The following is a 12,743-nucleotide window of genomic DNA, read 5'->3' as shown; positions in this document are numbered from 1 at the left end:
CTGTGCCGCCGTCGCCGTCAAGACCCGGGCCGCGAGAGATTGCTCCGGTGACGTTCGGCCCTAGCTCCTGGCTGATCCGGGCCGGACAGTGGAACATGGCGAAAATCTACATCGCGTACGGGAGCGTCGAAGGACAGACGGCCCAGATTGCGGAGTACATGGCAGAGCACATTCGGGCGCGCGGGCACCAGGCAGAAACGGCGGACCTGTTGCACTCAGGGGATACCCTCGCGGGCGGCTACGACGGCGTCATCGTTGCGGCGTCCGTACATGTAGGCAAGCACGAGGGCTACGTGGCCGACTTTGTCCGGAAGAACCTCGGTGAACTGAAGCGTCTGCCGTCCGCGCTGATCTCGGTGAGCCTCGCCGCCCATGGGGACGAGGAAAATGCGGAAAGCTATGTCACCAAGTTCGAGGAGGAGACCGGCTGGCGCCCTGCCCAGGTCGGAATGTTCGGGGGCGCGCTCCTATACACGCACTACAACTTCCTCAAGCGGCACATGATGAAGAAGATCGCCAAGGACAAAGGGTCCCGTGACCTGGATACGTCCCGCGACTACGTCTACACGGAGTGGGACGGCGTGAAGCGCTTTGTTGAGGATTTCCTGGCGGGCCTGCCTGCCCCGCGTGCCTAGTCGCCGTGCGGGAAAGCCGTCCGGTCCCAGGTCACGGGTTCCTGGGCGTGGGGGCCACCGGCCCGGTCGATGTTCCTTCAGGTCTACGTGGCGCGCAGATAGCTCAGATACAGACCAACGGGGATGCTGACGGCCAGCACCACGTAGAAAATCCGAAGGAGTACGGCCGCGACGGGCCGCTGGGCCTGCCGTGTCCCTGCGCCGGCGAGAACCAGGCCGGCCACCAGCAGGATGCCGCCGGCATCGGTGATGACCGGAATCGTTGCGAGCGAGCCGGCAATGACCAGGGCGTTGCCAATATTCCAGCAGCCGAACAGCATCCACAGCGTCGCCGGCCGGAGCGGTGCCGTCCGAAGGACCCGGCGCTGGCTGCTGATGGCACACTGGGCCACGCCGCAGACCAGCACCAGGTAGGCCGCAAGCCAGCTGCCGCGCTCGAACTGTAAGGGACCGGCGACGGCGGCAACAAGGCCACCGAGCACGACAAATCCAACACCGGCCGCGTAGGCGATCCGTTCGGGAACCCGCGCCGTGCCGGTTGTGCGGCCCTGAGCCATACATTCATCCTTCGCGAGCTCGACCATGCTTTAAAACTAACAACATCCTTTTATTGTCTACACTAGTTTCATGAACGGAGACCTGCAGGACCGCTCCGACGTCGCCCGCCTGGTCGACGACTTCTACCGGCGTGCCTTTGCCGACCCGCTGATCGGCCCCATCTTCACCGACGTCGCCAAGATGGATCTGGACCGTCACTTGCCGATCATGTGCGACTTCTGGGAGACCGTCCTGTTCCGTGCAGGTCTCTACCGACGAAACGCTCTACAGGCGCACCTGGACCTTAGCGCCCGCTTTCCGTTGCGGCAGGAACACTTCGAGCGGTGGCTGGCCTTATGGGTCGAAAACGTCGACGAGCACTTTGCCGGTGAGAAGGCCGAACTGGCAAAAATCCAGGCCGCCCGCATTGCCGGGTCCATCCACCGGCGGCTTGAAGGCCGCTCCGGCAGCGATTTTGAGACCCTGAAGCCGCGGTCGCAGCGCGAGGGGGAACCGGCGGATGCCCGCAGGGTCTGAAACGGCGCAACGCGGCGGCAGTTCGGCAAGCGCCATGAGGAACGAGAACTATCATTCCGCGTTGGCTTCGCGCACGAGGCGGCGGGTCCTCGACGCCCTGGCCGGCTCGTCCGTTCCGCTGGGTGCGCAGGCCGTTGCCGGCATGCTCGAGCTCCACGTTTCCACGGTCCGCTTCCACTTGGAGCAGCTTGAGGAAGCGCGGCTGGTCCAGCGTGAATCCGGCGGGGAAAAGCGCCGCGGCCGTCCGCGGGTCCTGTATACGGCCGTCCTCGACGCCGAACGCGACGAAAGTTCGAGGGAGCAGCTGATCGAGGTGCTCGCCGGGGCCCTGGCAGACAGCCAGGGGGACCGCGGGCGGAGCAGCGCCGTAAACGCTGGCCGGAACTGGGCGCGCGGCTTCCTTTCCCCACGCCCCGGCTCCGTTGACCGACGGAGCGGACTCGTGGAGGTGCTTGATCGGCTGGGCTTCGACCCGTCCCGGGACGGCGACGTCGTCGAGCTGCGAGCGTGTCCGTTTCGCGAGGCTGCAAGGCGGCACCCTCAGGTTGTCTGCGCCGTCCACCTCGGTCTCGTCCAACAGTTAGTCGACGGCGACGGCGACGGCGACGGCGACCTGGCGCCGGACGAGGGCGACGTGGCGCAGGAGGCGGCGCCGGACCTGGCGCCGGACGTCCGGCTGCTCCCTTTCGTCCAGCCCAATCTCTGCGTCATCACCTGGCGACCGGAAGAGCATGAGGTTGCCCGCGACGCCGTAAATCAGCGAAGAGGGTAGGGGATGGCCACCGCAGCGGGCGCCCAGGTGCGCCGGGTCTACGATGCCGCGAGGGAAGACGACGGCGTACGGGTTCTGGTAGACCGCATTTGGCCCCGCGGGATGACGAAGGCCAAGGCAGCGCTTGACGAATGGTGCAAGGACGTCGCCCCGTCAACGCAGCTGCGCAAATGGTATGGCCATGATCCTGCCAAATTCGACGAGTTTGCCACCCGCTACAAGACGGAACTCAAGGACCCGGCCAGGGCACAGGTGCTCGACCATCTGCGCGAACTCGCCAGGGGCCAACGGGTGACACTGCTGACGGCAACCAAAGCCGCCGAGATCAGTGAGGCCCAGGTCCTCGCCGAGCTGATCGGGCGGTAGCGACACGCTTATTCTTCCTATCCGCCGCCGGCCTACTTGGCGGCGTCGGTGAGTGCTTGGCGGAATTCTTCCTCGGTGTTGAGGACTAGCTTCTTGCCATTGAGGAAAAACGTGGGCGTCCCGGTGACGCCAAGGCCTGCGCCGTCCGTGACGTCCCGGCGGATGCGGGCCTTCGTCTTCTCATCCGCCACGGCGGCGTCGTAGGCCTTGAGGTCCAGGCCGAGCTCCTGAGCGAAGGTTCTGAAAGCGGCACTTTGGGAATCCTGCTTGTTGCCCCATTGAGGCTGGGTTTCGAACAGCTTGGCGGTCATCTGTTCGTACTTGCCCTGTGCAGCTGCGGCCTCGACGGCCAGAGCGGCGTTTCCGGAGTTCCGGTGCCCGGGGAGCGGGAAGTAACGGTGGATGAACGTGATCCGGTCTCCGTACTCCTGCTTCAGTTCCTGCACGAGGGGCTCGGCGGCGCGGCACGATTCGCACTCGAAGTCCAGGAATTCGACCAACTGCGCCTTCTCCGTGGAGGGAAACGTAACGCGGTGGCTGTCGTCCCGGACGAGCTGTGCGTCCGCGGCAGCAGGTAGGGACGCGGGTGTCGGTTTGGTGGCGGTGAAGACCGCAAACCAGACGAGTCCGCCGGCCACGATGACTCCGAGCATGATCCAGACCAGCAGACGGGCAGTCCTGGCCGGGTCCTCCGGGTCCTTGGGCGGCGTTTTATTCAGGGTCTGTGTCATCGGTGGCGGCGCTGTTCTCTTCGTCGGGGTCGGGGTCTAGGGCTCAGCTGTGCAGTGGCGGTACGGACAAGGTGGCTACTTTTAGTTCGGGACCGGACCCGCAGCCCTGACAGCACGCAGCGGTAGCGGCGACGTCGGTAGGTGCGTTGGCGCCGGCGTCGGTAGGTGCGTCGTCGCCGGCGTCGTCGGCGTCGGCGCGGGTTGATGCGTCGGCGTCGGCGGCGTGGGGGACGGCGCAGCAGGCGTCTCCTTGCCATGCGTTGATGCCCTCGCGAACGGCGATCGCGGCGATGACCAGCGCCGCACCGGCGTCGGCCCACCACCATCCCAGCGTGCTGTTCAGGACGAGGCCGAGCAGCAGGACCGCGGAGAGGTACGTGCAGAGCAGCGTCTGCTTGGAATCTGCCACCGCGGTCTTGGAGCCGAGTTCCCGGCCGGCCCGGCGCTGCAGCCAGGACAGGACGGGCATCACGGCCAGGCTCAGGGCAGCGATGACGATCCCCGGCGTGGACTGCTGTGCCTCACTGCCACCGGCCAGCGAACTGATGGAGTCCGCGGAGACGAACGCTGCCAGGGCGAAGAAGGAAATTGCGATGATCCGCAGGGTCAGGTGCTCGCGACGTTCCGGGTCTTTGGCGGAAAACTGCCAGGACAGGGCGACCGCGGAGGCGACCTCGATCACCGAATCAAGTCCAAACCCGATGAGGGCGGAGGAGTCCGCGGCGTTTCCCGCCCAGAGCGCGACGACGGCCTCAATGATGTTGTACGTGATGGTCGCGGCCGCGAACAGCCGAATGCGCCGGCTGAGCGGGGCTCTGCGGCCGGCGGTTGGGGCGGACCGAACGGTCGTGGTCATGCCAGGCACGTCCCGTCGGGGGCGCAGCAGGCCGGGTCAACGGCCAGCACCACGCCGAGCAGGTCCCTGATCGCGTGGCCCAACCTGGCGTCGGCCAGCTCATACCGTGCGCGCCGCCCGTCGGCGGCGGCGACCACCAGGCCACAGCCCCGAAGGCAGGTCAGGTGGTTGGACATGCTCTGCCGGGATACCCCTAGGGAGTCGGCGAGCTCCGAGGGGTACGCGGCCGTATCCGCCAATGCCAGCAATATCCGCGCCCGTGTGGGGTCGGAGACCGCGTAGCCGAACCGGGCCAGCACCGGGGCATGCGTCAGGGTTTCCATGGAGCCAAAGTACACGGCTGACTGTATTCACGTCGAGTTGTACTGATCTGGCGCCCGCCTTCGGTCGCGGGCGCCTGCGGCGCACGCGGGCGATGTTGCGGGGCGGACGCGCCCGTGGAACGACACGACAGGTCCATATAGCGGACCATTTGTCCATTGGGTGGACGCCTGTGGCTAATATTGCAGATATATCCATTCCATTGCCTGGTGTCCCGTCGTGGGACGGCCCGGTCTTGATGAAAGCGTTCCTATATGTCATCCACTGCCACCTCGACGGAGTCGGGGTCCGCCAAGCAGGTGAACTCGCGCGGCCGCGTGATCGTCGCCAGCTTGATCGGCACCACCGTTGAGTTCTACGACTTCTACGTCTATGCAACGGCCGCCGTTCTGGTCTTCCCGAAGCTCTTCTTCCCGGGCCAGAACGAGACCACCCAGCTGCTGAGCTCCTTCGCTGTCTTTGGCGTTGCGTTCGTCGCCCGCCCGCTGGGATCCATTGTGTTCGGCCACTTCGGTGACAAGTTCGGCCGCAAGGGCACCCTCGTCGCATCGCTGCTGACGATGGGCATCGCCACCTTCCTGATCGGCTGCCTCCCCACCGCACTGGTTCCGGGCTGGGAGTTCTGGGCTCCGGCCCTGCTGGTGGTCATGCGCTTCGCCCAGGGCCTGGCCCTCGGCGGCGAATGGAGCGGCGCGGCCCTGCTGGCTACCGAGAACGCCCCCGCCAACAAGCGCGCCATCTACGGCACCTTCCCGCAGCTGGGCGCGCCGATCGGCTTCATCATCGCCAACGTGCTGTTCCTGGTCTTCAGCTACACCCTGGCCCCGCAGGCCTTCGCCGACTGGGGCTGGCGGGTGCCGTTCCTGGTCAGCGCCGTCATGGTCATCATCGGCCTGTACGTCCGGCTCAAGCTGATCGAAACCCCCGCCTTCACTAAGGTCCTGCAGTCCAACGAGGTCGCCAAGCTGCCGCTGGGCCGCGTCTTCAAGACCAGCTGGCGTCCGCTGATCCTGGGCACCTTCATCATGCTGGCCACCTACGTGCTCTTCTACCTGATGACCACGTTCACGCTGACCTACGGCACGAAGCCGACGCTGGCCGGTGCGCAGGCCGCTGCGGCGAAGGCGGGTAAACCCATGAGCGATGCGGCTGCCGCTGCGTTCGTCCCTGGCCTGGGCTACACCCGCAACGATTTCCTCTGGATGCTGATCGCCGGCGTCGTGTTCTTCGGCATCTTTACCCTGGTCTCCGGCCCGCTGGCGGAAAAGTACGGCCGCCGCAAGATGCTGATCGCTGTCACCGCCGGCATCTTCGTTTTCGGCCTGCTGTTCGTCCCGCTGTTCAGCGGCGGCTTCATCGGCACCATGGCACTGCTGGTCATCGGCTTCTCGCTGATGGGCCTGACCTTCGGGCCGATGGGCGCCCTGCTGCCTGAGCTGTTCCCGACCAACGTCCGGTACACCGGTTCGGCCATCAGCTACAACGTCTCGTCCATCCTGGGCGCGGCCGTGGCACCGTTCATCGCCGTCTGGCTCTGGGAAATGGCGAAGGGCAGCCCGGTCCTGGTCGGCGTGTACCTCACGTCCATGTCCGTGCTGACGCTGATCGCGCTGTTCCTGAGCAAGGAAACCCGCGACCTGGACTACGAGAACAACGTAGCCTAACGTTCCAGCCCAGTTACTGACAGAAATGCCCGGCGTGTGAGGTCGACACGCCGGGCTTTTCCGTGTCGCGGGCGGTGTGCGGAGGAGTAACTGGGCAGGAGCGCGACGGCGGGGGACGGCGTCGGGGGCGGGACGACGACGGCGGGGGACGGGCGCCGGGCGAGGGGCGACGGCGGGCTAGCGGGCGTAGCGCTCCACGAAATTGCGCAGGATGGCCATCGGCTCGGTGACGTCGTGCCGCCGGGCCTGGGCCATCAGCTCCTCGGCCGAGTCCGGCGGGAAGTAGCCGGCATGGCGGTAGATGTCGATCCGCGTGGTGAGGCCATCGGCGTCGAGCTCCGGGTGGAACTGGGTGGCGTAGAGGTTGGAACGGATCCGGAACATCTGCACCGGGCAGGTCTCGGAGCTTGCCAGCAGCACCGCTCCGCCGGGCAGCACGGTGCAGGCTTCCTTGTGGCCCACGAACGCGGTGAACTGTTCCGGCAGCCCGCGCAGCAGCGGATCCTGCTGGCCGGCAAGAGTCATGCTGACGGTGACCCCGCCCAGTCCTTCGCCGTAGGTCCGGTCAATCACGGCGCCCTGGTGCAGACCCAGGGTTCCGACGCCGTAGCAGGCACCGAGGAAGGGGAAGTCCGCCGCGACGATCCGGTCCAGCAGGGCGAACAGTTCGCGCTCCACCCGGTGCTGGACCTCGCTCTTGTGCTCGGCCGGGTCGCTGGAGGTGAAGGGGCTGCCGCCGACGATCACGCCGGAATACTCCTCCAGTTCCAGCCGGGGCAGCGGCGCAGCTTCCATCCGGACGCGGTGCAGCTGCGCCTCGGCCAGGCCGGTGTAGCGCAGGTAGGCGAGGTATTCGTCGTCGGCGGCGGCGTCCTCGGCACGGGAGGCGAGGAGCAGAAAGGGCTTCACGTACCTAAGTCTGCCCCCGCCGACCCGCGGCCGCTATTCGGCGCTCTCGCCGTCCTCGATCATGGCAATCACGGCGCCCGCGGCAACCGTCTCACCGGCGGAAGCGGCGAGCCCGATCACAATGCCGGTGCGGTGGGCCGTGAGCGGCTGTTCCATCTTCATCGCTTCGAGCACGACGACGAGGTCGCCCTCGGCCACGCGCTCGCCTTCCGCGACGGCGACCTTGACGATCGTGCCCTGCATGGGCGAGGTCAGGGCGTTGCCGCCGGCCGGGGCGGCCGTGCCGGCGCTGCGGGAGCGCTTCTTGGCCTTGGCCGGCTTCCCGCCGCCGGAGACGGTGCCAAGCGACGCCGGCAGGACGACTTCCAGGCGCTTGCCGCCAACCTCGACGACGACGCGCTGGCGTTCGCCGCCGTCGGACGCTTCCGTTGCGGTGCCGGTCGGTGTCCAGGCGGGAATGTCGTTGACGAAGGCGGTCTCGATCCAGCGGGTGTGGACCTTGAAGGGGCCCTCGGCGGGGGCGAAGTCGGGGTTGGAGACGACGGCGAGGTCGAACGGGATGACGGTGGGAATGCCCTCCACCACCATCTCCTCGAGGGCCCGCCGGGAGCGCTGCAGGGCCTGGGCGCGGGTGGCGCCGGTGACGACCAGCTTGGAGAGCATCGAGTCGAAGTTGCCGCTGATGATGTCGCCCTGTTCCACGCCGGAATCGATCCGCACGCCGGGGCCGGTGGGGTTCTTCAGGCCGGTGATGGTGCCGGGGGCGGGCATGAAGTTGCGGCCCGGGTCCTCGCCGGTGATGCGGAACTCGATCGAGTGGCCGCGGATTTCAGGGTCGCCGTAGCCGAGTTCCTCACCGCGGGCCAGCCGGAACTGTTCGCGGACCAGATCGATGCCGGTGACTTCCTCGGAAACGCAGTGCTCGACCTGGAGCCGGGTGTTAACTTCCAGGAAGGAAATGGTGCCGTCCTGGCCGACGAGGAACTCGCAGGTGCCGGCTCCGAGGTAGCCCGCTTCCTTGAGGATGGCCTTGGAGGACTCGTAAAGCCGCCGGTTCTGCTCCTCGGTCAGGAACGGGGCCGGGGCTTCTTCGACGAGTTTCTGGTTGCGGCGCTGCAGCGAGCAGTCGCGGGTCGATACGACCACGACGTTGCCGTGCGCGTCGGCGAGGCACTGGGTCTCCACGTGGCGGGGCGCGTCGAGAAAGCGTTCGATGAAACATTCGCCGCGGCCGAATGCGGCCGTGGCCTCGCGGACCGCGGATTCGAACAGTTCCGGGATTTCCTCGCGGGTGCGGGCGACCTTGATGCCGCGCCCGCCGCCGCCGAAGGCTGCCTTGATGGCCACCGGCAGGCCGAACTTGTCCACGAACTCCAGGATTTCCTCGGCGGAATTCACCGGATCGGCGGTACCGGGGACCTGCGGGGCGCCGACCTTTTCGGCGATGTGGCGGGCCTGGACCTTGTCGCCGAGGGCGGAGATTGCCTCGGGGGAGGGCCCGATCCAAGTGATGCCGGCGGCGATCACTTTGGCGGCGAACTCGGCGTTTTCGGCCAGGAAGCCGTAGCCCGGGTGGACAGCGTCGGCGCCGGCGCGGACGGCCACCTCGATCAGCTTGTCCATCACCAGGTAGGACTCGGCGGCGGTGTTTCCCCCCAGGGCGTAGGCCTCGTCGGCGAGCTTGACGTGCAGGGCGTCCCGGTCCGGATCGGCGTAGACCGCCACCGAGGCGAGGCCTTCGTCACGTGCGGCGCGGATGATCCGTACCGCGATCTCGCCGCGGTTGGCGATCAGCACCTTGCTCAGGCGGCGGGTGCCCGGGGTGGTGGCGGGCACGGGGTGGGCGGACTGCTCCGAAATTGCTGACAAGGCGTCTCCTTCTTTCCTTCAGGGAGCCTAGCGCGCTTTTGAGGCTTCCGCCGAGATTACTTGCTGATCCCGCGCGTAAAGTGCCGATCCTTTAGAGGGTTCCTACAAGGTGATGCGAATTGGCTCACTCGGCGCGGATGTCGGCCGGGTCGGCGGCGCCGCCGGTCCATAGCTCGGTGATGCCGACCTTGGCCTGGGCCAGGAGGCTGCGGAGGGTGGAGATGGAGAGCCCGACGACGGTGTGCGGGTCGCCGTCGACCTTGCGGATGAAGGCCCCGCCATAGCCGTCGATGGTGAACGAGCCGGCGCACTGAAGCGGTTCGCCGGTGGCGATGTAGGTGTCGATCTCGTCTTCGCTCATCTCCTGAAAATGCACTTCCGCAGAGTTCACTGAGCCTAGCGTGGCGCCGGAGCCTGCAGCGTTGCCGGCGGCGCCGTGGGGTTCGGTGTTGCGGCAATCGACGAGCCAGTGGCCGGTGTGCAACACCCCCATGCTGCCGCTCATCCGCAGCATCCGTTCCTTGGCGACGTCGGTCGTGTAGGGCTTGCCGTGCGCCTCGCCGTCGAACTCAAAGACCGAATCGCAGCCGATCACCAAGGCGCCCTCGGCCTCCGGCAGCGACGCGATCGCCTCGGCCTTGGCGCGCGCCAGCAGCAGGGCGGTGTCGTGCGGGTCGGTCACGCCGTAACGCGCCTGTACGGCATCTTCATCGACGTCGGAGACGAGGACTTCGTGGGCGATGCCGGCGTTGCTGAGCAGCTTGGTGCGGGCGGGGGACTGGGAGGCAAGAATCAGGCGGGTCACGGCTCCAGCGTAGTTCCTCGCACGCGTCGCCGGTGGGCTTTGTTCTGCTGCCCGTCAGGAACAGTCAGCAACAGCCGGGAACAGCCGCCGGTGCACAACAACGCCGCCCGCCGATCACGGGGATCAGCGGGCGGCGTTGGCGGCAAGGTCGCGGTTAGCGGATGGCTGTCGCACCACGCTTCGCGTCGCCCGCGTGAATGTCGCCGTCGTCGTGTCCGCGCGCGTCAGTGCTGGCAACCCCGGCGCCGCCGTCCAGCTCGCGCAACTTGACGCCCTCGACGTCGACGTCCGGCAGGAGGCGGTCCAGCCAGCGCGGCAGCCACCACGCCTTGCTGCCGAGCAGGTACATCACGGCCGGAACGATGGTCATGCGCACCACGAAGGCGTCCACCAGTACCCCGAATGCCATCGCGAAGCCCAGCGGCCGGACCATGTTCAGGTGCGAGAAGATGAAGCCGGAGAACACGCTGACCATGATGATCGCGGCTGCGGTGACGACGGCGGCGGCGTGGCTGAAGCCGGACCGGACCGCGTGCCTGGCGGTTTCGCCGTGCATGTAGGACTCGCGCATGCCGGAGGTGATGAACACCTGGTAGTCCATCGCCAGGCCGAACAGCACACCGATCAGGATGATCGGCAGGAAGCTGAGCACCGCGCCCGGGTTCTCGACGCCGAAGACCGCGCCCAGCCAGCCCCACTGGTACACCGCCACCACGGCGCCGAACGCGGCCGCGAGCGAGAGCAGGAAGCCGCCGGTCGCCAGCAGCGGGACCACGATGGAGCGGAACACCAGCAGCAGCAGGATCAGCGACAGCCCGACGACGATCGCCAGGTACGGCGGGAGGGCGTCGCCGAGCTTGCTGGAGACGTCCACGTTGCCCGCGGTCTGCCCGGTGAGGCCGATGCTGACGCCGGTGGAGTCCTTGATCTGCGACTTCTCCGCGCGCAGGTCCGACACCACCCCAACGGTGCTGGCGCTGGCCGGACCCTCCTTGGGCAGGACCTGGAAGACAGCGGTGCGGCGGTCCTCGCTGAGGGCCAGCGGGACAGCGGCGGCAACGTTGTCCGTCTTGCGCAGGATGTCCGCGACGTCGAACTGCTTGGCCTGTGCCTCGGCGGCGTCGAGGCCCTCGGGCATGTCGCCGACGACGATGATCGGCCCGGTCATGCCCTCGCCAAAGCTGCGCTTGGTGACGTCGTAGGCCTGGAAGGCCTGCGAGGCAACCGGCTCGGAGCTGGCGTCCGGCAGGGCGAGCCGGAGCTGGCTGGCGGGCAGTGCCACCACGCCGAGCAGCACCACGCCGGCCAGCAGTGCCAGCCACGGGTGCCGGGTGACGACCCCGCCCCAGCCGTGGCTGCTGCGGTATTCGTCCCTGGCGAGGTCCTCGTTAGTGTGGCCGGGCGCGGCGTTGTGCTGCTCCGCCTTCTTCCAGGCCCGCTTGGAGATCAGCTTGCGGCCCACCAGGGACAGCACGGCCGGCGTGAGAGTCAAGGCCACCGCGACGGCGACGGCCACCGTGGCGGCGGCGGAGAGGCCCATGACGGTCAGGAACGGCAGCCCCGGCACCACGAGGGCGGCGAGGGCGATGATGACCGTCAGCCCGGCGAAGAGCACGGCGTTGCCGGAGGTGCCGGTAGCCAGCGCCACGGACTCCTCGGGGTCCATTCCGGCAAGCAGCTGCCCGCGGTGCCGGTTGACGATGAACAGGGAGTAATCGATTCCGACCGCGAGGCCGAGCATGAGGGCAAGCATCGGGGAGATGGAGCTCATGTCCACGGCGCCGCTAAGGGCGAAGGTGCCGCCGACGCCCACGGCGACGCCGACGATGGCCATCAGCAGGGGAAGCCCGGCGGCGACCAGGGTGCCGAGCATGAGCACCAGCACGAGGGCGGCGACGGCGATGCCGATGATTTCCGCGGCGCCGAAGAGCTCGGAGATGTCTTCGCTGATCTCTTTGCTGGGCAGGGCGGTGACGTTGGCGGCGGAGACCTCTTTGACGATCTCCTGAACTTCCTGCCGTACCTCAGGCTTCAAACCGTTGATGGAGGTCTTGAACTGGACCTGGGCGATGGCGGCTTTGCCGTCCTCGGAAACGAACCGCAGGCCTTGCGAGGCTTCCAGCTGCCGCTTGCCGAGGGCGAGCTTGGCGTTGCCGGCCTCGAGGTCCTTGGTGCCGGCGTCGAGCTTGGCCTGCCCGGCCGCGAGGGCGGCTTTCTGCTGGCCGAGCTGAGCCTCGATCGCCGCGCCGGGCAGCCCGGCTGCGGTCATCTGAGCCTCGGCGGCCTCCAGCTGGGCCTTGCCGGCGGCGAGATCGGCGGCAGCTTTGTCCAACTGTGCCTTGCCCGCGGCGGCCTGCTGTTCGCCGGCGGCCAGGTCAGTGCCGGCCTTATCCAGCTGCGCCTGGGTGGCGAAGGGATCCACGGTTCCCTGCACGTCCGGGATCGTCTTCAGTTTGGCCAGGGCCGCGGAGACGGCCTCCTTGCCGGCCTGGCTGAACTGCGCGTCATTGGCTTCGAAGACAACGCTCGCGGAGCCGCCGGACGACGCCGGGAGGTCCTTCTTGAGCTTGTCCGCCATCTGCTGGGTTTCGGTGCCGGGGATCTGGAAGTTGTTGGACAAGGTGCCGTGGAAGGCGGCGGCGGCGCCGCCGACCGCCACCATGACGGCCAGCCACAGCGAGATGACGAGCCAGCGGTGCCGGTAGGAGAACTTGCCGAGGCGGTAGAGCAGTAGTGCCATG

At 67.4% G+C, this 12,743-nt stretch carries 13 protein-coding genes; 5 read left to right on the top strand and 8 right to left on the bottom strand.

What is annotated here, in order from left to right; all coding sequences use genetic code 11:
* Positions 1-47: 47 nt before the first annotated feature.
* Complete coding sequence (locus QFZ61_RS15625; RefSeq protein ID WP_307037558.1) at positions 48-635, top strand: flavodoxin domain-containing protein; 588 nt, start codon at positions 48-50, stop codon at positions 633-635.
* An 83-nt stretch (positions 636-718) separates the two neighbouring features.
* On the opposite strand, the gene QFZ61_RS15620 is transcribed toward QFZ61_RS15625, so the two are convergent.
* Positions 719-1,192, bottom strand: a complete 474-nt coding sequence (locus tag QFZ61_RS15620) for a hypothetical protein (RefSeq protein ID WP_307037556.1) — start codon at positions 1,190-1,192, stop codon at positions 719-721.
* Between the two features lie 70 nt (positions 1,193-1,262).
* Here QFZ61_RS15620 and QFZ61_RS15615 point away from each other — a divergent pair, with 70 nt between their 5' ends.
* The 3 genes from QFZ61_RS15615 (at position 1,263) to QFZ61_RS15605 (ending at position 2,847) form a co-directional block, all read left to right on the top strand.
* A complete protein-coding gene (locus QFZ61_RS15615) occupies positions 1,263-1,709 on the top strand; it encodes a group III truncated hemoglobin (RefSeq protein ID WP_307037554.1) in 447 nt (148 codons plus the stop codon).
* A gap of 61 nt (positions 1,710-1,770) precedes the next feature.
* Complete coding sequence (locus QFZ61_RS15610) at positions 1,771-2,481, top strand: helix-turn-helix transcriptional regulator (RefSeq protein ID WP_373427170.1); 711 nt, start codon at positions 1,771-1,773, stop codon at positions 2,479-2,481.
* A 3-nt stretch (positions 2,482-2,484) separates the two neighbouring features.
* Positions 2,485-2,847 carry a DUF488 domain-containing protein gene (locus tag QFZ61_RS15605; RefSeq protein ID WP_307037551.1) on the top strand — a complete coding sequence of 121 codons (363 nt, stop codon included), beginning with the start codon at positions 2,485-2,487 and terminating at the stop codon, positions 2,845-2,847.
* A 32-nt stretch (positions 2,848-2,879) separates the two neighbouring features.
* On the opposite strand, the gene QFZ61_RS15600 is transcribed toward QFZ61_RS15605, so the two are convergent.
* The 3 genes from QFZ61_RS15600 to QFZ61_RS15590 are packed head-to-tail and all read right to left on the bottom strand — an operon-like array spanning position 2,880 to position 4,757.
* A complete protein-coding gene (locus tag QFZ61_RS15600) occupies positions 2,880-3,578 on the bottom strand; it encodes a thioredoxin domain-containing protein (RefSeq protein WP_307037549.1) in 699 nt (232 codons plus the stop codon).
* 43 nt (positions 3,579-3,621) lie between these two features.
* A complete protein-coding gene (locus QFZ61_RS15595; protein ID WP_307037546.1) occupies positions 3,622-4,434 on the bottom strand; it encodes a cation transporter in 813 nt (270 codons plus the stop codon).
* Entirely contained in the window at positions 4,431-4,757 is a 327-nt protein-coding gene (locus QFZ61_RS15590; RefSeq protein WP_307037545.1) for a helix-turn-helix transcriptional regulator, read from the bottom strand. The genes QFZ61_RS15595 and QFZ61_RS15590 overlap by 4 nt, the downstream gene beginning before the upstream one ends.
* A gap of 252 nt (positions 4,758-5,009) precedes the next feature.
* Here QFZ61_RS15590 and QFZ61_RS15585 point away from each other — a divergent pair, with 252 nt between their 5' ends.
* A complete protein-coding gene (locus tag QFZ61_RS15585; RefSeq protein WP_307037542.1) occupies positions 5,010-6,419 on the top strand; it encodes an MFS transporter in 1,410 nt (469 codons plus the stop codon).
* Between the two features lie 177 nt (positions 6,420-6,596).
* Here the strand turns inward: QFZ61_RS15585 and QFZ61_RS15580 are convergent, their stop codons facing one another.
* The 4 genes from QFZ61_RS15580 to QFZ61_RS15565 form a co-directional block, all read right to left on the bottom strand.
* Positions 6,597-7,328: a glutamine amidotransferase gene (locus QFZ61_RS15580; protein WP_307037541.1), complete on the bottom strand. Its 732-nt coding sequence runs from the start codon at positions 7,326-7,328 to the stop codon at positions 6,597-6,599.
* A gap of 33 nt (positions 7,329-7,361) precedes the next feature.
* Positions 7,362-9,197 carry a biotin carboxylase N-terminal domain-containing protein gene (locus tag QFZ61_RS15575; RefSeq protein ID WP_373427169.1) on the bottom strand — a complete coding sequence of 612 codons (1,836 nt, stop codon included), beginning with the start codon at positions 9,195-9,197 and terminating at the stop codon, positions 7,362-7,364.
* Between the two features lie 124 nt (positions 9,198-9,321).
* Complete coding sequence (locus tag QFZ61_RS15570) at positions 9,322-10,002, bottom strand: nucleoside triphosphate pyrophosphatase (RefSeq protein WP_307037539.1); 681 nt, start codon at positions 10,000-10,002, stop codon at positions 9,322-9,324.
* A 154-nt stretch (positions 10,003-10,156) separates the two neighbouring features.
* Positions 10,157-12,742, bottom strand: coding sequence for an MMPL family transporter (locus QFZ61_RS15565; RefSeq protein WP_307037538.1), 2,586 nt, complete (start codon positions 12,740-12,742; stop codon positions 10,157-10,159).
* Between the last annotated feature and the right edge of the window lies 1 nt (position 12,743).

The sequence above is a fragment of the Arthrobacter sp. B3I4 genome, assembly GCF_030816855.1.
In the GTDB taxonomy this organism is placed as follows: Bacteria; Actinomycetota; Actinomycetes; order Actinomycetales; family Micrococcaceae; genus Arthrobacter.
The sequence above is the reverse complement of the archived record's forward strand: the minus strand, read 5'-3'. Positions and strand labels throughout refer to the sequence as shown.

Coding starts and splice junctions, on each gene's coding strand:
- QFZ61_RS15615 (WP_307037554.1), top strand. CDS start 1,263: ATGAACGGAGACCTGCAGGACCGCTCCGACGTCGCCCGCCTGGTCGAC.
- QFZ61_RS15565 (WP_307037538.1), bottom strand. CDS start 12,742: ATGGCACTACTGCTCTACCGCCTCGGCAAGTTCTCCTACCGGCACCGC.
- QFZ61_RS15595 (WP_307037546.1), bottom strand. CDS start 4,434: ATGACCACGACCGTTCGGTCCGCCCCAACCGCCGGCCGCAGAGCCCCG.
- QFZ61_RS15600 (WP_307037549.1), bottom strand. CDS start 3,578: ATGACACAGACCCTGAATAAAACGCCGCCCAAGGACCCGGAGGACCCG.
- QFZ61_RS15585 (WP_307037542.1), top strand. CDS start 5,010: ATGTCATCCACTGCCACCTCGACGGAGTCGGGGTCCGCCAAGCAGGTG.
- QFZ61_RS15590 (WP_307037545.1), bottom strand. CDS start 4,757: ATGGAAACCCTGACGCATGCCCCGGTGCTGGCCCGGTTCGGCTACGCG.
- QFZ61_RS15620 (WP_307037556.1), bottom strand. CDS start 1,192: ATGGCTCAGGGCCGCACAACCGGCACGGCGCGGGTTCCCGAACGGATC.
- QFZ61_RS15605 (WP_307037551.1), top strand. CDS start 2,485: ATGGCCACCGCAGCGGGCGCCCAGGTGCGCCGGGTCTACGATGCCGCG.